Raw genomic sequence first — 22,265 nt, forward strand, 5'->3', positions numbered from 1 at the left:
CGCGACCGTCAGGGGGTAGTTGGTGCGCTCACGGGTGAAGAGCGTCCTGACACCTTCGAATTGAGGGCCGCCGTCACCCTGCGCGCCGCCGTGGCGGTAGTTGAACAGGGACGTGAACAGCGGGGCGTCCGCTCCGACCCGGCTCGCCCGCTGCGCCGTCGTCAGCGACGCGTGCTCGTGGTCGAACAGCCGGGCCAGCTGGGTGCGCATCATGGCCACGGCCTCGCCGGCGCCGAGGCCGTTCACCGGTACGCGTACCGGGAGGGTGTTGAGCAGCGGGCCCACGACGCGGTCGGCGCCGTCGGCGGCGTTCATCCGGCCGAGCAGGACGGTGCCGAAGACGACGTCGTCGCGGCCCGCGAGCACGGCGAGCAGGCGGGCCCACGCCACGTGGAACACGGTCGCCGGGCTGGTGCCGAGCCGCCGGGCGGCCTCGCGTACGCGGGCGGCCAGCTCAGGCGTCAGCGGGGCCCACGCGGCGGCGGTCCGCACGCCGTCCCCGCGCACGTCGAGCAGCCCGTACGGGGCCGTGGGCTCGTCCACGTCGCCGAGCAGCTCGGCGAAGTAGCGCTCGTGCTCCTCGGCGTCCCCCCGGGAGCGGGCCTGGGCGACGAAGGAGCGGAACGGCACGGGGTCGGGCAGCTCGTGTCCCCGACCGGCGGCGAAGACGGCGACCTCGCCGAGCACGATGTCGAGCCCCAGGTGGTCGCGGATCATGTGGTGCATCCTGATCAGCGCCAGCCAGCGATCGGTGCCGGGCGACCGCGCGATGTGCACGTCCAGGAGGGGCGCCCGCCCGATGTCCATCGCCGCGCCGGCCGCCGCGAGCAGCTGCTGGGCGAGGTCGGAGCCGTCTTCGGGCAGCCGTACGGGTGTCACCGGCAGGGTGGCCTGCCGCCAGATCACCTGCACCGGCTCCCCCAGGCCCTCCCACGCCACGGAGGCGCGGAACACGTCGTGCCGATCCACCACGGCCTGCAGCGCGGCCACGAACCCGTCCAGCCGGGCCCGCGCGTCGAACTCGAGCACGGTCGGCATCACGTACGCGTCCACGCCGTCGCCCGCGAGCAGGTGGTGGAAGAGCATGCCTTCCTGGAGCGGGGCCAGCGGGTAGACGTCCTCGACGTTGGCCGCGCCGCCCGGCACCCCGGCCACGATCCGGTCGATCTCCGCCTGGGTCAGCTCGACCAGCGGCAGCATGTCCGGCGTGATCGCGCGGGCGCCTGCGGGGATCGCGTTCGGCGGCACCGGGACGCGTTCACGGCCCGAGTACCTGGCCAGCCGGGCCACCGTGGGCGCCTCGAACAGCGCCTGCACCGGCACCTCGATGCCCTGCGCCCGGATCCGGCTCACCAGCCGCACCGCCAGCAGCGAGTGCCCGCCCAGGACGAAGAAGTCGTCGTCCACGCCCACGTCGGGCAGCCCCAGCACTTCAGCGAAGGCCGCGCACAGCAGCTCCTCCCGCGCATCGGCCGGACCCCTGCTCGCCCGCCTCACCTCCGGCGCCGGCAGCGCGCCGCGGTCGAGCTTGCCGTTCACCGTCAGCGGCAGCTCATCCAGCACCACCAGCGCCGACGGCACCATGAACTCCGGCAACCGCTCACCCGCGAACCGCCGCACCTCCTCCACATCGACGGCCTGTGCGGCGGGCACCACGTAACCGACCAACCGCTTGTCCCCCGAGTCGGCACGCACGATCACCGCGGCCTGCGCCACGTCCTGATGCGCGGCCAGCACCGCGCGCACCTCGCCCGGCTCGATCCGCATGCCACGGATCTTCACCTGCTCATCCGCCCGCCCGACGTAGACCAGCTCGCCGCCATCCCAGCGGGCCACGTCGCCCGTGCGATACATCCGCCCACCGCCGAAGGGGCACGCCACGAACCGCTCAGCGGTCAGCCCCGGCCGACCCACATACCCGCGCGCGACACCCGGACCTGCCACGTAGACCTCACCCGCGACACCGACCGGCACCGGCGCCAGATGCTCGTCCAGGACCCAGACCCGTGTGTCGATGACCGGCCGCCCGATCGACACCTGCTGCGGGCCGCACTGCCACAAGGTGGCATCGACCGTCGTCTCGGACGGCCCATAGGAGTTGAACATCCGCCGGCCGGTGCTCCAGCTCTCCAGCACGGCCGCTGTGAGCGCCTCACCGGCCGCCGTCACCGTCACGCTCGCATCCAGCCCCGCCGGGTCCAAGCCCGCCAGCACCGCCGGAGGCAACGTCACATGCGACACCCGGAAGGCGGTGAGCGCCTGCAGCAGTGCCTCACCCAGCCGAGCATCCTCGGGGACGATCGCCAGCGACGCCCCCGACAGCAGCCCGAGCCACTCCCAGCCGAAGGTGTCGAAGCCCGGCGACGCGAACTGCGCCACCCGCGAGCCCTGGCCGATGCCCAGCCAGCGTTGCTGCCCCTCTACCAGCGCCCCGATCCCCGCGTGCGAGACCACCACGCCCTTCGGCGCCCCGGTCGAGCCGGAGGTGAACATCACATACGCCGCCTGATCGACGCGCAGCACACCCCGCTCATCGACTGACAACCGGCCGCCCGGCAGATGCGCTCCAGCGTCGATGTCCACAGCGTCCGGCAGCAGCCCCGGCGACGCGACCGCGACCCGCACCCCAGCCTGCGCAAGCATGGACTCGATGCGCGCCTGCGGGTAGCTGACATCCACCGGCAGATAGGCCGCGCCCGCCTTCAACACCCCCAGCAGCGCCACGACCAGGTCCACGCCACGTTCCAGCGCCACCGCGACCACAGACTCCGGCCCGACTCCCCGGCTCAGCAGCGCCCGAGCCACCCGGTTCGCTCGGGTCTCCAGCTCGCCGAACGACACCTCTCCCTGCTCACTCACCACCGCCACCGCAGCCGGATCCCGATCCACCTGCGCCTCGAACAGCTCCGCCACCGTCCCCGCAAGCGAACCCGCGGGACCGGTGCCCTCGGAAGCCAGCCGCTCAAGATCCGCCGCGTCCAGCACCCCCACCCCCGCCAACGAGGTGTCCGGAGCCGACTCCAAGGCCGTCAGCACGTTCTCCATCGCCGTGCTCACCAGCCCGGCCACGACCTCCGCGTCCACCCCGGCGACCGCGTCCACCACGACCGACATCTCGTCACCCCGGTCATCCACCGCCACCGACAGCGGATAGTTGGTGCGATCGATCACCCGCACGACCCGGACGCCGTCGAGCTCCGGCGCCTCTTCCGTCTCGTCGGGGGTGCTGCGCTGGTAGTTGAGGATGGAGGTGAACAGCGGCGCGTCGGCGGGCACCCCGCTCGCGCGCTGGGCGACGGCCAGCGGCGCATGCTCGTGCATCAGCAGCTCAGCGAGCTGCCCGCGCATCCCGGACACCACCTCACCGACCCCGCCACCCAGCCGCACCCGCACCGGCAGCGTGTTGATGAACGGCCCAGGAACCCGATCAGCCCCCACCCCCGCATTCATCCGCCCGAACAGCACCGTCCCGAACACCACGTCATCCCGCCCCGACACCGCCCCCAGCACCCGGGCCCACACCACGTGCATCACGGTCGCCGGGCTGACGGCCAGGCGTCTGGCGACGTCCCGTACGCGGGTGGTCAGGCCGGCGTCGATCTCCGCGACGGCGCGCCGCACGTCGGTGCCGTCGCCGCGGACGTCCAGGAGCCCGAACGGCGCCGTGGGCTCTTCCACGTCGCCCAGGAGCCCCGCGAAGAAGCGCTCGTGCTCCTCTTCACGGATCCCGCTCCTGGCCTGAGCCACGAAGTTGCGGAACGGCACCGGATCGGCCAGCTCACCGCCGCGCCCGCCGAGGAACGCGGCCACTTCGGTGAGCAGCACGTCGGTGCCGGTGCGGTCCTGGACCATGTGGTGCATGCGGACCATGGCCAGCCATCGCTCGGAGCCGGGGACGCGGGCGGTGCACAGATCCAGCAGGGGCGCGCGGCCGAGGTCCATGGACAGTCCGGCGGTGGCGATGAGCTGATCGACGAGGTCGCCGCCGGAGGCGTCCAGCTCCACCGTCTCGACCGGCAGCACGGCCCGCCGCCACACCACCTGGACAGGCTCCCGCAGCCCTTCCCAGGCCAGCGACGTACGGAAGATGTCGTGCCGGTCGATGACCCGCTGCAACGCCGTCACCAGCTCGTCCAGCCGCTCCCTTGACTCGAACTCGAGGACTACCGGCCGCATGTAGACATCCCCGCCGCCACCCGCGAGCAGGTGGTGGAACAGCAGCCCTTCCTGCAGCGGCGCCAGCGGGTAGATGTCGGCGACGTTGGCCGCGCCGCCCGGCACCCCAGAAGCGATCCGGTCGAGCTCCGCCTGAGACAGGCTGACCAGCGGCACCATCTCGGGCGTGATCTCATCGGCGCCTTCGGGGACGGCGCTGGGCGGCGCCTCCACGCGGGCCTCCTCAGCGACGGCCTCCGCGAGCCCGGCCACGGTCGGCGTCTCGAACAGCGCACGCACCGACACCGACACCCCGCGCGCCCGCAACCGCTCGACCAGCGACACCACCAGCAGCGAGTGGCCGCCCAGCGCGAAGAAGTCGTCCTCCACGCCCACCCGCTCAAGGCCCAGCACCTCGGCGAACGCCGCGCACAGCAGCTCCTCGCGGGCATTGGCGGGCGGCCGGCCGCCGCCGCCGGAGTACTCGGGGGCGGGCAGGGCCTTGCGGTCCACCTTGCCGTTCGAGGTCAGCGGCAGCTCCGCGAGCGTGACCACCGCCGACGGCACCATGTGCTCGGGCAGCCGGGCGGCGGCGTGGCGGCGGACCTCGTCCGGCAGGTCGGGGCCGTCGTCGTGCGGGACGACGTACGCGACGAGCCGCACCTCCCCCGGCGCGTCCTCGCGGGCGATCACGGCGGCCTGGGCCACCAGCGGGCTCGCGGCGATGACGGCCTGGATCTCGCCGGGTTCGACGCGGAAGCCGCGTACCTTGACCTGGTCGTCGACCCGGCCGGCGAACACGAGCTGCCCGTCGGCGGTCCACTTGGCCAGGTCGCCGGTCCGGTACATGCGCCCGCCGAAGGGGCAGGCCACGAACCGTTCTGCGGTCAGCCCGGGACGGCCGACGTAGCCGCGGGACAGGGCGGGGCCTGCGACGTACAGCTCGCCCGCGACGCCCACGGGCACCGGCGCGAGGTTGCCGTCGAGCACCAGCACGCGCGTGTTGCCGATGGGCCGGCCGAGCGGCACGACCCCGCCGGCGACCAGGGCGGGCGTGAGGCGTCCCGTGACGACGCCGATCGTGGTCTCGGTGGGCCCGTAGTGGTTGAACACCGCGCGCTCGCCGGCGGCGGCGAGCAGGTCGGCCACCCATTCCGGCGGCGCGGCCTCGCCGCCCAGCACCAGTGACCGGCCGGGCAGCACCCCCTCCAGGTTCCGCGTCCCCAGCGCCGCGAGGTGCGAGGGCACCGCCTTGAGGTGGTCGATGCGGTGCTCGGCCAGGTAGGACGCGACCGCGGCCGGGTCGGTGACCTGGTCGGCGTCGAGGATGTGCAGGCGTCCGCCGGTGGCGAGGCAGGCGAACAGCATGGTGTTGCCGAGGTCGGTGGTCGGCGCCTGCAGCAGCGCGTAGGCGGCGCCCGGCGCGCCGAGCCCGACCTGCGGCGGCACGCAGGTCACGTAGTTGGCCAGCGCGCCGTGGGTGACGGCCACGCCCTTGGGGCGGCCCGTCGAGCCCGAGGTGTAGATCACGTACGCGGTCCCGCCGGCCCTCGTCACCGTGTCAGGGGCGCTCTCCGGCATGGCGGCGAGGTGGGCGGTGGTCATGGGGTCGTCGAGGGCGACCATGCGCAGCCGTCCCGCGGGCAGTTCCTCCAGGATCTCCTCGACGGTCAGCAGCAGCATCGCCCTGCTGTCGGCCAGCATGTACGCGGTCCGCTCCACGGGCTGCCCCGGGTCGATGGGCAGGTAGGCGCCACCGGCCTTCCAGACGGCCAGCATCGCGGCCACGGCGTCCACGCCGCGCGGCAGGCACAGCCCGACCACCGACTCGGGGCCGACGCCCTGTGCCGCGAGGTACCGGGCGAGCCGGTTCGCCTTGGCGTCCAGCTCGGCGTAGGTGAGGTCGGTGCCCGCGCAGGTCACGGCCACCGTGCCCGGCGTACGGGCGGCCTGCGCCGTGAACAGCTCCGCCACGGACGCGGCCGGCACGTCCACGGCCTGGCCGTTCCACTCCCGCAGCATCAGTTCCCGCTCGGCGGGTCCCGCCACGTCCACCGCGCCCACCCGCAGCCCGGGGTCGGCGGTCAGCGCCTCCAGCACGCGGACCCACCGCTCGGCGATGCGCCGCGCGGTCCCCGCCTCGAACAGGTCGGCCGCGACGGTCACCGAGCAGGACACGCCGGCCGGGGCGCCGTCCTCGCGGAACGACTCCCCCACCAGCACGTCGAGGTCGAATTTGGCGGACGACAGCCCCGCCGGCATGCCGCTCGCCTCGACGCCCGGCAGGTCGAGCACCGCTTCGACGGTGTCCTGCTTGGTGAAGACGACCTGGAAGAGCGGGTGCCGCGCCAGAGACCTGGAGGGTGCGAGCTCCTCCACCAGGCGTTCGAACGGCACGTCCTGGTGGGCGAAGGCGCCCAGGTTGGCCGCCCGCACCCTGGCCAGCACCTCGCGGAACGTCGGGTTCCCCGACAGGTCCGTGCGCAGCACCAGCGCGTTGACGAAGCAGCCGACCAGCCCGTCCAGCGCCTCGTCCGTACGTCCCGCGCTGGCCGACCCGACCACGATGTCCTCACCGGCGCCGAGGCGGGACAGCAGGACGGCGAGCGCGCCCTCCAGCACCATGAACGGCGTGACGCCCTCGGCCCGCGCCACCTCCCTCAGCCGGGCGTGCACCTCGGCGCTCACCCGCGCGCCCGCCTGGTGGCCGCGGTGGCTGGCGACGGCCGGGCGCGGACGGTCGAACGGCAGCGGCAGTTCCTGGGGCGCGCCGTCCAGCGTGTCGCGCCAGTAGGCGACCTGGCGGGAGATGACGCTGCCGGGGTCGTCCTCGTCGCCGAGCAGGTCGCGCTGCCAGAGCGCGTAGTCGGCGTACTGGACGGGCAGGTCCCGCCAGGCGGGGGTGCGGCCTTCGCGGCGGGCCGCGTACGCGGTGGAGACGTCCTGCGCGAGCGGGCCCATCGACCAGCCGTCACCGGCGATGTGATGCACGGCCATGACGAGGACGTGCTCGTCATGGTTTGCGGAGAGGAGCGCGGCGCGTACCGGGATCTCGGACGACACGTCGAAGCTGTGGCCGACGACGGCGTCCACCGCCGTGTCGAGGTCGGCGCCCGCGTCCATGGTGTGCAGGGTCCAGCCGGTCTCGTCCATGCCGAGCACGTGCTGGTACGGCTCGCCGTCGTGGGCGGGGAAGATCGTGCGCAGGGACTCGTGGCGGTCGAGCACGTCCCGCATGGCGGCGGCCAGGGCCTCGCGGTCGAGGTGGCCGGTCAACTTCAGCATGACGGGCACGTTGTACGTGGCGCTCGGGCCCTCCAGCTGCTGGATGAACCAGAGGCGGCGCTGTGCGTACGAGAGCGGCACCCGTTCCGGACGTGGCCGCGCGGTCAGGGGCGTCCTGGCCCGGTCGCCGTCGGTGAGGCGGGCGGCCAGACCGGCGACCGTCGGGCGCTCGAACAGGGTGCGGACGGCCACCTCCGTGCCGAGCACGGACCTGATCCGGCTGATCAGCCGTACGGCCAGGAGGGAGTGGCCGCCGAGAGCGAAGAAGTCGTCGTCCACGCCCACCCGGTCCAGGCCGAGGACGTCGGCGAACAGGCCGCACAGGATCTCTTCGCGCGCGTCGGCGGGCTCCCGACCGGCCGCCGACACCGAGATCTCGGGCGCCGGCAGGGCGCGGCGGTCAAGCTTGCCGTTGGCGTTCAGCGGCAGGGCCTCCAGCTCCACCACCGCCGCCGGCACCATGTGGCCGGGCAGGCGGTCGGCGGCGAACCGCCGCACCTCCTCCGCCACACCGGGCTGGTCGGGGACGATGTAGGCCACCAACCGCTTGTCGCCTGGTGTGTCCTCACGGGCCACCACCACGGCCTGGACCACCGAAGGGTGCGCTGCCAGCACGGTTTCGATCTCCCCGGGCTCCACCCGGAACCCGCGCACCTTGACCTGCTCGTCCACCCGGCCGAGGTACTCCACCTCACCGTCGGCGTTCCACCGGGCCAGGTCACCGGTCCGATACATGCGACCGCCATACGGGCAGGCCACGAACCGCTCCGCCGTCAGACCCGGCCGGCCCACATAACCCCGCGCCAACCCGGCACCGGCGATATAAAGCTCACCCGCCGCGCCCACCGGGACCGGCCGCAACCCGCTGTCGAGGACATGCAGGCGGGTGTTGGTGAGAGGCCGTCCGATCGGCGGCGCGCCCGAGGAGTCCCCATGCCAAGCGGCTGCATACACCGTCGCCTCGGTCGGGCCGTAGATGTTGTCCACCCGCGCACCCGGCAGCGCCTCCGTCACCGCGCGCATGACCGGCGCACTCAGCGCCTCACCGGCCAGCACCACGCGACCGGGCCGCGCCGTCGTCTCCGCCAGGACCTGCGACAGCGCCGAGGGCACCGCGCTGACCAGCGACACCTCCCACGACCGGCCACGATCAGCCAACGCCAGCAGATCACCGACGACCTCGATCGAGCCACCCGACACCAGCGGCGCGAAGATCTCGAAGACCGACACATCGAAACTCAGCGACGTCGCCGCCAGCACCCGCGACAACTCGCTGAACGTGCTCGCGGCCCAGTGCAGCAGATTGGCCAGCGACCGGTGCTCGACCAGCACCCCCTTCGGACGCCCGGTGGAGCCCGACGTGTAGATCACATAAGCCGGGTGCTCCGGCCGCAGCCCCACCCTGCGGACCGGCCCCTCGGCACCGAGCACATCGTCCACGACAAGCACCGGGCCCGGCACCACGGCCGCCGTCTGCGCCGACGCGAGCACCGTCACCGGCCGCGCGTCCTCGATGAGGTAGGCGATGCGTTCGGCGGGATAACCGACATCGATCGGAAGATAGGCACCGCCCGCCTTCAACACGCCGAACACGGCCACGATCAACTCGATGCCGCGTTCGAGCGCCACCCCCACGATCGACTCCGGCCCGACCCCACGCTCGACGAGCACGTTCGCGAGCCGATCCGACCGAGCGTTCAGCTCCGCATAACTCACCTCGACGCCGCCACACACCACCGCCACCGCATCCGGCGTCCGCACGACCTGCGCCTCGAACAGATCGACCACGGTCACGTCCGGAACCGTCGCGGCGGTGCCGTTCCACTCCTCCAGCACGCGCCGTTCGCGCTCGCCCAGCACCCCGACCACCGCCAGCGGAGTGCCCGCGTCCGTCTCCAGGACGTTCACCAGGTTCCCGACCGTCGTGCACAGCAGCTCGGCGACCAGCGCGGGGTCGATGGGCGCCACCGCGCCGACCACCACCCGGAGCCGGTCGCCGTCGTCGTTCACGGAGACCAGCAGGGGATAGTTCGTGTGTTCCTGGGAGTAGGCGACCTCGATGCCGTCGAAGGCGTCGGGCGCCTGGTCGTCACCGCCGTTGTGCCGGTAGTTGAACAGCGAGGTGAACAGCGGCGCATCCCCCGGCACTCCGCCGGCCCGCTGCGCCACCGCGAGCGAGGCGTGCTCGTGCGCCAGGAGCTCTGCCAGCTGCCCCCGCATCCCGGTGACCGCCTGCGCGACCCCGGTCTCACCCACCTTGACCCGGACCGGCAGCGTGTTGATGTAAGGGCCGGGCACGCGGTCCGCGCCGGCGCCCGCGTTCATGCGGCCGAACAGCACCGTCCCGAACACCACGTCATCCCGGCCCGACACCGCCGCCAGCACCCGGGCCCACGCCACATGCAGCACCGTCGCCGGGCTCACCCCCAGCCCGCGCGCCACCCGCCGCACCCCGGCCGCCACCTCACCGGCGATCGGGACCTGAACCTCTCGCACCCCGGCGCCGCTCCCGCGCACCTCCACCACGCCGAACGGCGCGGTGGTCTCCTCGACGTCACCGAGCAGGCCGGCGAAGAAGCGCTCGTGCTCCTCGGTGCTCGCGCTGTTGCGGGCCTGGGCGACGAAGTCGCGGAACGGCAGCGGCTCGGGCAGGTCGTCGCCACGCCCGTCCAGGAAGGCCGCCACCTCGCTCAGCACCACCTCCAAGCCCAGGTGGTCCTGCACCAGGTGGTGCACCCGCACCAGAGCAAGCCAGCGGTCATCGTCCTGCGTCACGTGCACGTCCAGGAGCGGCGCGCGGCCCACGTCCATCGACAGCCCCACCGTGGCCACCAGATCGCCGGTGACCTCGGCCACGGGTAGCACCGCACGTCGCCACACCACCTGGACCGGCTCCGGGAGCCCCTCCCACCTCACCGCCGTGCGGAAGATGTCATGCCGGTCGATCACCCGCTGCAACGCCTCCGTGAAGGCGTCCAGCCTCGCCCGCGACTCGAAGGCCAGCACCGTCGGCGTCACGTACGCGTCCTCGCCGCCCTCGGCGAGCAGGTGGTGAAAGAGCAGACCCTCCTGAAGCGGAGCCAACGGGTAGACGTCGGCCACGTTCGCCGCGCCGCCCGGCACTCCCGCCACGATCCGGTCGATATCCGACTGGGACAGCTCCACCAGCGGGAGCATCTCCGGCGTGATCTCCGTGGCGTCGTCGGGGATGGCGTTGGGCGGCACCACGACCTGCTCGACCCCGGCCACCGCGGCGAGCCCCGCCACCGTCGGCGTCTGGAACAGCGCCCGCACCGACACCGCCACACCCCGCGCCCGAAACCACTCCACCAGGGAGACGACCAGCAGCGAGTGGCCGCCCAAAGCGAAGAAGTCATCGTCGACCCCGACCCGCTCCAGCCCGAGCACGTGCGCGAACCCCTCGCACAGCAGCTCCTCACGCGGGTCGGCCGGGCCGCGGCTGCCGACCGCGTACTCGGGCGCCGGCAGGGCCTTGCGGTCCAGCTTGTCGTTGGCGTTGAGGGGCAGCGCGTCGAGCGGGACCACGGCGGCGGGCACCATGTGGGCGGGCAGCCGGACGGCGACGAAGGGCCGTACCGAGTCGGCGAGGCCGGCCGGGTCGCCGGCCGGGACGACGTACGCGACCAGCCGCTTGTCCCCGGGCCGGTCCTCGCGGACGACGACAGCCGCCTGCGCGACGTCGGGATGCTCCAGCACCACGGCCTGGATCTCGCCCGGCTCGATGCGCATGCCGCGGATCTTCACCTGGTCGTCGGAGCGGCCGACGAACACCAGCTCGCCGTCCGCGTTCCACTTGGCCACGTCGCCGGTGCGGTACATGCGCTCGCCGGGGCCGCCGAAGGGGCAGGCCACGAACCGCTCGGCGGTCAGCCCGTGACGTCCCGCGTAGCCGCGGGCGAGGCCGGCGCCCGCGAGATACAGCTCGCCCGCCACCCCCACCGGGGCCGGGGCCAGCCATTCGTCCAGGACGTAGACCCGCGTGTTCGCGATGGGCCGGCCGATCGGCACCTCGGTCACGCCGGGCCGGCAGCGCCAGGCGACCGCGTCGATGGTGGTCTCCACCGGGCCGTAGCCGTTGTACATGGCGCGCCCTGGGCTCCACCGGTCCACCAGGGCGGGGGTCAGGGCCTCGCCTCCGACGTCCAGCACGACGCCGGGTGCGACGGAGCCCTCCTCCAGGCCGGCCAGCACCGCGGGCGACAGCACGGCGTGGGTCACCGCGTGCTCCGTCAGGAAGCTGGAGAGCGCGGATCCGGCGCGCCGGTCGGCGGGCACCACGACGAGGGTCGCGCCGGTCAGCAGCGCCAGCACCCATTCCAGGCCGAACTGGTCGAAGCCCACCGACGCGAACTGCAGGATGCGCGACCCCGGCCCGATGGGCTCCGGGTATCGCCTGGCCAGCGCGGTCGCGGTGTTGGCCAGGCCGCCGTGGGTGACGGCCACGCCCTTCGGACGGCCGGTCGAGCCCGAGGTGTAGATGACGTACGCCAGGTGCTCCGGCGACAGGGCGGCGCGCTCGTCCACGGGCAGGGGCGCGCCGGAGAGCGCCGCCACGTCAGGACCGTCGAGCCGCAGCACGGGGACGTCCTCGGGGACGAGCGCCGCCGTCTCGGCGCTCACCACGGTGGCGACCGGCGCCGCGTCGCGCAGCATCCACTCCACCCGGGCCGCCGGGTGGTCGGGGTCGACCAGCAGGTACGCGCCGCTCGCCTTCAGCACGCCGAGCACGGCGGTCAGCACGTCCACGCCCCTGCCGAGCACGACCGCCACCAGGGTCTCGGGGCCGACGCCGCGGGCGAGCAGCAGCCGGGCCAGCCGGTTCGCCCGCGCGTCCAGGTCGCCGTACGTCACCTCCTGCCCGTCGCACACCACGGCCACGTCGCCGGGCCGGGTCGCGGCCCTGGTCTCGAACCGTTCGACGACCAGCGCGGGGTCCACGTCCACGGCGGAGTCGTTCCAGTCGGCCAGCGTGCGGCGGCGCTCGTCCGCGCTGATCGCCTCGATCGCCGACAGCGGCCGGTCGGGGTCCTCGGCCAGCGCGGCGAGCACGAGGGCCCAGTGCTGAGCGAGCCGCGTGGTGGTGCCGGGTTCGAAGACGTCGGCGGCGGCCGTGACGGCGCCGCGCAGCCCTGCGGGGTCGCCGTGCTCGTCGTACGACTCCGCCACCAGCACGTCGAGATCGACCTTCGCGGCCGCGCCGGTCGCCGGCAGCCCGGCCGCGCGCACGCCCGGCAGGTCGAGCACGGCGTCGGCGTTGTTCTGCAGGGTCAGCATCACCTGGAAGAGCGGGTGGCGGGACAGCGACCGCGACGGTGCCAGCTCCTCCACCAGCCGCTCGAACGGCACGTCCTGGTGGGCCAGCCCGCCCACGCTCGCCGCCCGCACCCGGCCCAGCACCTCACGGAACGTCGGATCCCCCGACAGGTCAGCGCGCAGCACCAGCGTGTTGACGAAGAAGCCGACCAGGTCGTCCAGCGCCTCGTCCGTGCGCCCGGCGTGCGCCGCGCCGATCGGGACGTCCCGGCCCGCGCCCAGCTTGGCCAGCAGCACCGCGAGCGCCGCCTGCACCACCATGAAGGTGGTCGCGCCCTCGGCCCGCGCCACCCGCGCCAGCCGGGCGTGCACGTCGGCGGGCACCTCGAAGGGTGCGAGATGGCCCTGGTGGCCGGGCAGGCCGGGGCGTGCGCGGTCGAAGGGCAGCGTCAGCTCCTCCGGTGCCCCGGCGAGCGTCTCCCGCCAGTAGGCGACCTGGCGGGACAGCAGGCTGCCCGGGTCATCCTCGTCGCCCAGCAGGTCACGCTGCCACAGGGCGTAGTCGGCGTACTGGACGGGCAGCGGCTCCCAGGCCGGGGCCCGTCCCCCTTGGCGGGCTTCGTAGGCCGCCGACAGGTCCCTGGCCAGCGGCGCCATCGACCAGCCGTCCACGGCGATGTGGTGGGCGACGACGACGAGCACCTGCCTGCCGGGCGCGGTGCTCAGCAGCGACGCCCTGATCGGCGGCTCGGTGGTCAGGTCGAAGGTGTGGGCGCAGGCCCGGCCGATCGCGTCCTCGGCGTCCTGCGGCGCCACCTCGGCGACCGGCAGCTCCCACTCCAGCTCGTCCAGGTGGAGGACCCGCTGGTACGGCTCGCCGTCCGCGATCGGGTAGACCGTCCGCAGCACCTCGTGCCGGTCGAGCACGTCGCGGAAGGCCGCTTCCATCGCGGCGCGGTCGAGGTCGCCGATCAGGTCCAGAACGACGGGGATGTTGTAGGCGGGGCTCGGCCCTTCCAGCCGGTTGATGAACCACAGGCGGCGCTGGGCGTACGACAGGGGCACCCGCTCGGGACGCGCCCGCCCGGTCAGGGGCGCCCGCGCCGCGCGTGCCTCGTCCAGCCGTTCCATGAGCGCGGCCGGCGTCGGCGCGTCGAACAGTGTCCTGACGCTCACTTCGGCGCCGAGCGCGGTGCGGATCCTGCTGACCAGCCGCACCGCCAGCAGGGAGTGGCCGCCGACGGCGAAGAAGTCGTCGTCCATGCCGACCTCGGGCCGGCCGAGCACGTCCGCGAACGCCGCGCACAGCAGCTCCTCGCGGGGCCCGGACGGCCGCCGCCCCACGGGGCCTGTCGTTTCGGCGGGCAGCGCCCTGCGGTCGAGCTTGCCGTTGACGGTCAGCGGCAGCGACTCCAGCACCGTCACGGACGGCACCATGTAGCGGGGCAGGCGGCGGGCCGCGAACGCGCGTACCGACTCGGCCAGGCCCTCGCCCTCGGCGGCGGGCACCACGTAGGCGGCGAGCCGCCGGTCGCCGCGCTCGTCGTCGCGCGCGATCACCGCGGCCCGCGCCACGCCGGGATGCTCGGCGACGACGGCCTGCACCTCGCCCGGCTCGATCCGGAAGCCGCGGATCTTGACCTGGTCGTCGGCGCGTCCCAGGAACACCAGGTCGCCGTCCGTGGTCCATTTCGCGACGTCGCCCGTGCGGTACATGCGCTCGCCCGCGCCGCCGAACGGGCAGGCCACGAACCGCTCCGCCGTCAGCGCCGGACGGTAGCCGCGGGCCAGGCCCGCGCCCGCCAGGTACAGCTCGCCCGCCGCGCCCACGGGGACCGGCCGCAGCCACCGGTCCAGCACGTACGCCCTGGTGTTCGCGATCGGCCGGCCGATCGGCACCTCGCCGACGCCGGGACGGCAGCGCCAGACCGTGGCGTCCACGGTGGTCTCGGTCGGGCCGTAGGTGTTGAACATGACCCGTCCCGCCGCCCAGCGGTCCACCACCTCGCGCGGGCACGCCTCACCGCCCACCTCGATGACCATGTCCGGCGGGACGGCGTCCGGGTCCAGCCCGGCCAGCACCTGCGGCGGCAGCCACACGTGCGTCACCTGCTCCTCGGTCAGGAACGCCGCCAGCTCGGCCCCGGCCCTGCGGTCCTGCGGCACCACGACCAGCGTCGCGCCGGACACCAGCGCCACCGACCAGTCCGTACAGAAGATGTCGAACCCGGGCGAGGCGAACTGCGCCACCCGCGACGCGGGCCCGGTGCCCACGCACGCCACCGCGGCCTCCACCGTGTTGGCGAACGCGCCGTGCGGCACCACCACCGGCTTCGGCCGGCCCGTTGAGCCTGAGGTGTAGATGACGTAGGCGGGTTGTCGCGGCAGCGGGCGTTCCCGGAGCGGGGTGTCGGGCAGGGCGGCCAGCTCGGCCGCGACCGCCGGGGCGTCCAGCGCCACCACGGGGGCGTCCCCTGGCGTGTCCGCCCGTCCGACGACCACCACCGGCTCGGCGTCGGCCAGGATGCCGGCGATGCGGTCCGCGGGGTGGCTGACGTCGATGGACAGGTACGCGGCGCCCGCCTTGAGCACGCCGAGCACGGCCACGACGAGATCGATGCCGCGATCCAGCGCCACGCCGACGATCGACTCAGGGCCCGCGCCGCGCGCGATGAGCAGGCGGGCCAGCCGGTTCGCCCGCGCGTCCAGCTCGGCGTAGGTCACCTGCGTTCCTTCGCAGGTCACGGCCACCGCGTCGGGCGTCCGCGCGGCCTGCGCCTCGACGCCCGCGACGACCGAGGTCAGGTGGTTCTCCGCCGCCGTGTCGTTCCACTCGTCGAGCAGCCGGTGCCGCTCGTCCTCGTCCAGGACGCCGATCGACGCGAGCGGTGTGTCCGCGTCGGCGTGGACGAGGTTCTCGACGGCCGTGGCGAGCAGGGCGCCCACCGCGTGCGGGTCGATCGGCGGCACGACGTCGACCACCAGGCCGAGGGTGCGGCCGTCGTCGTCCACGGCCACGGAGAGGGGGAAGTTGTCGCGCTGCTGGGAGAAGGTGATGGTGATGCCGTCGAAGGTGTCGGTGGCCTGGTCGTCGGCGCTGTTGTGGCGGTAGTTGAACAGCGAGGTGAACAGCGGCGCGTCTCCTGGGACCCCGCTTGCCCGCTGCGCCACCGCGAGCGAGGCGTGCTCGTGGGCCAGGAGTTCGGCGAGCTGTCCGCGCATCGCGGTGATCGTCTGCGCGATCCCGACGTCACCGACCTGCACCCGGACCGGCAGCGTGTTGATGTAAGGCCCGGGCACGCGGTCGGCGCCGGCGCCCGCGTTCATGCGGCCGAACAGCACCGTCCCGAACACCACGTCATCACGGCCCGACACCGCCGCCAGCACCCGGGCCCACGCCACGTGCAGGACCGTCGCCGGGCTCACGCCGAGCTCGCGCGCCATCCGCCGGACGCCTCCCGCCACGTCGTCGGGGACCGGCACGCGTGCGCGCCGCGTGTCGTCGCTGCCGCCACGGACGTCCATGAGGCCGAACGGCGCGGTGGTCTCCTCGACGTCACCGAGCAGGCCGGCGAAGAAGCGCTCGTGCTCTTCGGTGCTCGCGCTGTTGCGGGCCTGGGCCACGAAGTCGCGGAACGGCAGCGGCTCGGGCAGCTCGTCGCCACGCCCGTCCAGGAAGGCCGCCACCTCGCTCAGCACCACCTCCAAGCCCAGGTGGTCCTGCACCAGGTGATGCACCCGCACCAGAGCAAGCCAGCGGTCATCGTCCTGCGTCACGTGCACATCCAGGAGCGGCGCGCGGCCCACGTCCATCGACAGGCCCACCGTGGCCACCAGATCGCCGGTGACCTCGGATACCGGCAGCTCCGCTTTGCGCCACACCACCTGGACCGGCTCCGGCAGCCCCTCCCACCTCACCGCCGTGCGGAAGATGTCGTGCCGGTCGATCACCCGCTGCAACGCCTCCGTGAAGGCGTCCAGCCTCGCCCGCGACTCGAAGGCCAGCACCGTCGGCGTCACGTACGCGTCCTCGCCGCCCTCGGCGAGCAGGTGGTGAAAGAGCAGACCCTCCTGAAGCGGAGCCAACGGGTAGACGTCGGCCACGTTCGCCGCACCGCCCGGCACTCCCGCCACGATCCGGTCGATGTCCGCCTGGGACAGCTCCACCAGCGGGAGCATCTCCGGCGTGATCTCCGTGGCGTCCGGCGAGATCAGGTTCGCCGGGGTCGCCACGCGCTCCGCCTCGACGGTTGCGGCCAGTTCCGCGACCGTCGGCGTCTGGAACAGGGCTCGTACCGGCACGCTGGCCCCGCGCTCGCGCAGCCACTCCACCAGGGTGACCACCAGCAGCGAGTGGCCGCCCAGCGCGAAGAAGTCGTCGTCCACGCCGACCCGCTCCAGCCCGAGCACGTGCGCGAACCCCTCGCACAGCAGTTCCTCGCGCCGGTTGGCCGGGCCACGACCGCCCACGGCGTACTCGGGGACCGGCAGGGCCTTGCGGTCCAGCTTGCCGTTCGCCGTCAGGGGCAAGGCCGCCAGCGCCACCACGGCCGACGGCACCATGTGGGCCGGCAGACGGTCGGCGACGAAGCGCCGTACCGAGCCGGCCAGGTCCCCAGGGTCGCCGGACGGGACGACGTACGCGACCAGCCGCTTGTCACCGGGCCGGTCCTCGCGGACGACCACCGCCGCCTGCGCCACGCCGGGATGCTCGAGCACCACCGCACGGACCTCGCCCGGCTCGACGCGGAAGCCGCGGATCTTCACCTGGTCGTCCACGCGGGACACGAACACCAGCTCGCCGTCCGGCGTCCACCGCACGCGGTCGCCCGTCCGGTACATGCGCTCGCCGGGGCCGCCGAACGGGCAGGCCACGAACCGCTCGCCGGTCAGCCCGGCCCGGTTGACGTAGCCGCGCGCAACGCCCGCCCCGGCGACGTACAGCTCACCGGCGGCGCCCACCGGCACCGGCGACAGCCACTCGTCCAGGACGAACACCCGCGTGTTCGCGATCGGCCGGCCGATCGGCACCACGCCGGCCGCCACGCGTCCCGGGTCCAGCCGCGTCGTGACGACGCCGATCGTGGTCTCGGTGGGCCCGTAGTGGTTGAACACCGGGCGGTGACCGGCCGCCGCGAGCAGCCGCGCCACCCATTCGGGGGCGCCGGCCTCGCCGCCCAGCACCAGCGACCGGCCGGGCAGCACCCGCTCCAGGCCGGACGTCCCGAGCGCCGCGAGGTGCGAGGGCACCGCCTTGAAGTGGTCGATGCGCTGCTCGGCCAGACCGGCCGCGACCGCCGCCGGGTCGGTGACCTGGTCGGCGTCGAGGACGTGCAGCCGCCCGCCGGAGACCAGGGCGGCCAGCAGCGCCGTGTTGCCGAGGTCGGTCGCCTGCCCCTGCAGCAGCGCGTAGGCGCGGCCCGGTTCGTCCCAGCCCAGGCGAGGCGGCACCGCCGAGGCGTAGTTGGCGAGCGCGCCGTGCGTCACGGCGACGCCCTTGGGCAGGCCGGTGGAGCCGGAGGTGTAGATGACGTAGGCGGGGTTGCGGGGGTCGGCCGGACTGCCTGGCGCGGTGCCGGGCTCGCCGGCCAGCTGCGCCGCCGTCTCCGGGTCGTCCAGCGCGAGCGTACGGACCGGCCAGGCGGGCGAGCCGCCGCGCGTCAGCACCAGCGCCGCCGCGCTGTCGGCCAGCATGTACGCGATCCGCTCCCCGGGCTGCTCGGGGTCGATGGGCAGGTACGCCGCGCCCGCCTTCCACACCGCCAGGATGGCCGCGATCATCTCCGTGCCCTGCGGCAGGCAGAGGCCGACGACCGACTCCGGGCCGACGCCGTGCCCGATCAGGTGGTGGGCGAGCCGGTTGGCGCGGGCGTCGAGTTCGGCGTACGACACCTCGGTCCCGGCGTGCGTCACGGCCACGGCTTCGGGCGTTCTGGCCGTCTGCGCCTCGAACAGGGCGGCCACGGACGGCGCGGCGACCGGTGTCCCCTGCGGGCTCCCCTCCTTGACCAGCCGGTCGCGTTCGCGTGCTCCCAGCACCCGCACGCCGGACAGGCGTACGGCGGGGTCGCCGGCCACCGCGGTGAGCACGCGGGTCCACCAGCGGGCGAGGCGTTCGGCGGTGTCGGCGTCGAAGAGGTCGGCGGCCACGGTCAGCCAGCCGCGCAGCCCCGCCGGCGCGCCCTGCTCGTCGGTCGTCTCGTCCATGTTCAGGGTCAGGTCGAACTTGGCGGACGACGCCTGGGCCGCGTCGTCCTCCTCGCCCGCCCGCACGCCGGCCAGCTCCAGGGTCGCCGCGGCGTTGTTCTGCAGGTTGAGCATCACCTGGAACAGGGGGTGGCGGGACAGCGACCGCGACGGCGCCAGCTCCTCCACCAGCCGCTCGAACGGCACGTCCTGGTGGGCGAGGCCGGCCACGCTCGCCGCCCGCACCCGGCCCAGCATCTCGCGGAACGTCGGGTCCCCCGACAGGTCAGCGCGCAGCACCAGCGTGTTGACGAAGAAGCCGACCAGGTCGTTCAGGGCCTGGTCGGTACGGCCGGCGTGCGCGGAGCCGATCGGGATGTCGCGGCCCGCGCCCAGCTTGGCCAGCAGCACCGCGAGGGAAGCCTGCAACGTCATGAAGAGGGTGGCCCGTTCGGTCCGGGCGATCTCGGTCAGCCGCCGGTGCACGTCGGCCGGGATCGTGACGGGCACCCTGATCCCGCGGTTGCTCGACACGGCCGGGCGGGGCCGGTCATAGGGCAGGTCCAGTTCTTCGGGGATGCCGTCGAGCGTCTCCCGCCAGAACCCGATCTGCCGGGCCAGGACGCTGCCCGGATCGTCCTCCGCGCCGAGCAGCTCCCGCTGCCACAACGTGTAGTCCGCGTACTGCACCGGCAGCGGCTCCCAGGCCGGGGCCCGACCGGCGGCGCGTGCCTCATAGGCGGCCGACAGGTCCCGGGCGAGCGGCCCCATCGACCAGCCGTCCGCCGCGATGTGGTGCGTCACCACCACCAGGACCTGCTCGCCGGGCCCCGCCACGAACAACCACGCCCGGATCGGCACCTCACGGGCGAGGTCGAAGGCGCACCCCTTCGCCTCGGCCACCGCGCCGTCGAGAGCGCCGGGGTCCACCTCGACGACCGGCAGCTCCCACGCCAGCTCGTCCATGCTCAGGATCCGCTGGTACGGCTCACCGCCCTCGACCGGGAACACCGTCCGCAGCACCTCGTGCCGGGCGATGACGTCACGCACCGCCACGGCGAGCGCGTCGCGGTCGAGGTCGCCGGTCAGCCGCAGGACGAAGGGCAGGTTGTAGGCGGCGTTCGGGCCCTCGAGCCGGTGGATGAACCACAGCCGGCGCTGCGCGAACGACAAGGGGATCATCAGGAGTCCTCCTGTCCGCGACGCATCGGCCGGAGCGCCGGACGCGATGGTCGTCCCTGTTCGATGCGGTGGGCCAGACCGGCCACCGTCGGCGTGTCGAAGACGTCGGCGATCCTGACCTCGACGCCGATGGCGTGCCGGATCGTGTTGACCAGCTGGATGGCCAGCAGGGAGTGGCCGCCCAGGGTGAAGAAGTCGTCGTCGGCGCCGACCCGTTCCAGGCCGAGCACCTGCGCGAACACCTCGCACAGCGCCTCTTCCTGCGGCGTGGCCGGGGCTCTCCCCTGGCCCGCCTGGTGTTCGGCGGAGGCGGGCAGGGCGGCGCGGTCGAGCTTGCCGTTGACGGTCAGGGGCAGCTCGTCGAGCACGACCACGGCCGAGGGCACCAGGTGGGCGGGCAGGCGGTCGGCGGCGTAACGCCTGACGTCTTCCGCGTCGCCGCCCACGACGTAGGCGACCAGGCGTTTCTCTCCTCCGTCGGCGCGCACGATCACCGCCGCCTGGGCCACGTCCGGGTGCGTGGCCAGCACCGCCCGCACCTCGCCCGGCTCGACCCGCATGCCACGGATCTTCACCTGCTCGTCCACCCGGCCCACGAAGATCAGCTCGCCGTCGGCGGTCCAGCGGGCCACGTCTCCCGTCCGGTACATGCGGCCGCCGTACGGACAGGCCACGAAACGCTCCGCCGTGAGCCCGGGCCGGCCGACATAGCCGCGCGCCACCTGGACGCCCGCGATGTAGACCTCGCCGGCGACGCCAGGCGGCACCGGCGCCAGGTGGTCGTCCAGCACGTACAGCCGGGTGTTGGCGATCGGCCGGCCGAACGGCACCGCCGAGCGGGTCCCGTTGTGCTCGACGAGGCCCTCGGCCACCATCACCGTCGCCTCCGTGGGGCCGTAGGTGTTGACCAGGCGGCGGCCCCACGACCAGGTGCGCGCCGTCCCGCTCGCGATCGGCTCGGCGCCCACGAGCAGCGCCTGCACGCCCGGCCAGCCGGCCGGGTCGATCACCTCGAGCAGCGACGGCACCACGCTGGCCGCGCACACCCGTTCCGTGGTCACCAGCTCGCGCAGCAGCCCGGCGTCGGTCCGCTCGGCGGGCAGCGCGACGACGAGACGTCCGCCGCGCGCCAGGGTCACGGCGACGTCCAGCACCGAGGCGTCGAAGCCGAACGAGGCGAACTGCAGCACCCCGGCCCCCGGCCCGACGCCCATGATCGGGGCGAACACCTCGATGAGGTTCACCAGCCCGGCGTGCGCCACGCCCACGCCCTTCGGGGCGCCGGTCGAGCCCGAGGTGTAGATGACGTACGCCAGGCTCGAACCGTCGATCGCCGCTCCCGGCCGCTCGTCCGGCAGGCTCGCCAGCCGGGCCGCCTCGGCGGGGTCGTTCATGACCACCCATTCGACGCCGGACGTGCGTGCGGCCAGCCCGACCCGCGCGCAGATGTCGCGGTCCGTCACCACGACCCGTACGCCGGCGTCCCGCAGCATGTACTCGGCCCGCTCGATCGGGTACTCGACGTCGATCGGCACGTACACGCCGCCCGCCTTCCAGACGGCGAGCAGCGCGACGATGGCGTCCACGCCGCGCTTGAACAGCACGCCGACCGGCGACTCAGGCCCCACGCCGTGCGCGATCAGGCGCCGGGCCAGCCGGTTCGCGCGGGCGTCGAGCTGCGCGTACGTCAGGTGGGCGCCGCCCGACACCACGGCCACCCCGTCGGGGGTGCGGTCGGCCTGCGCCTCGATCTCCCGCACCACCGACGTCGGCGGCAGCGCCGCCGGCGATCCCTGCCAGGTGTCCAGGACCTGGCGCCGCTCGGCGTCGTCGAGCACGTCCACGGCGGAGAGCGGGGCGTCCATGAGGGTGTCGAGGCTCTCCAGCAGCCGCACCCACCGGCGCGCCAGCCGCTCGACGCTCTCCTCCTCGAACAGGTCGGCCGCCGCGACCAGCGACCCCTGCAGGCCGGCCGGGGCTCCCTGCTCGTCGAAGACCTCGCCGACGTTGAAGTCGAGGTCGAAGCGGGCCGCCAGCACGCCCTTGGCGAGGTCCGAGGGGACCATGCCGGGCAGGTCCAGGGTGGCGTCGGTGTTGTTCTGGACGGTGAGCATCACCTGGAACAGCGGATGCCGGGCCAGCGACCGGGACGGGGCCAGCTCCTCCACCAACCGCTCGAACGG

Annotated in this window: 2 protein-coding genes (1 of these 2 running past the window's edge); both read right to left on the reverse strand. The window is 73.9% G+C overall.

Annotated features, from left to right (window positions below):
* A protein-coding gene (locus tag AB0K28_RS49855; RefSeq protein WP_364385200.1) for a non-ribosomal peptide synthase/polyketide synthase crosses the window boundary here: on the reverse strand, positions 1–20,082 show its 5' portion. 1,953 nt of this gene lie to the left of the window's left edge; 20,082 of the gene's 22,035 nt are visible here — the first part of the coding sequence; its start codon is at positions 20,080–20,082; its stop codon lies beyond the left edge, outside the window.
* A partial coding sequence (locus tag AB0K28_RS49860) for an amino acid adenylation domain-containing protein (protein WP_364385203.1) occupies positions 20,082–22,265 on the reverse strand: 2,184 nt, incomplete at its 5' end. The genes AB0K28_RS49855 and AB0K28_RS49860, both read right to left, overlap by 1 nt.

It is taken from the genome of Nonomuraea sp. NPDC049504 (genome assembly GCF_040676845.1).
Lineage (GTDB): Bacteria > Actinomycetota > Actinomycetes > Streptosporangiales > Streptosporangiaceae > Nonomuraea > Nonomuraea salmonea.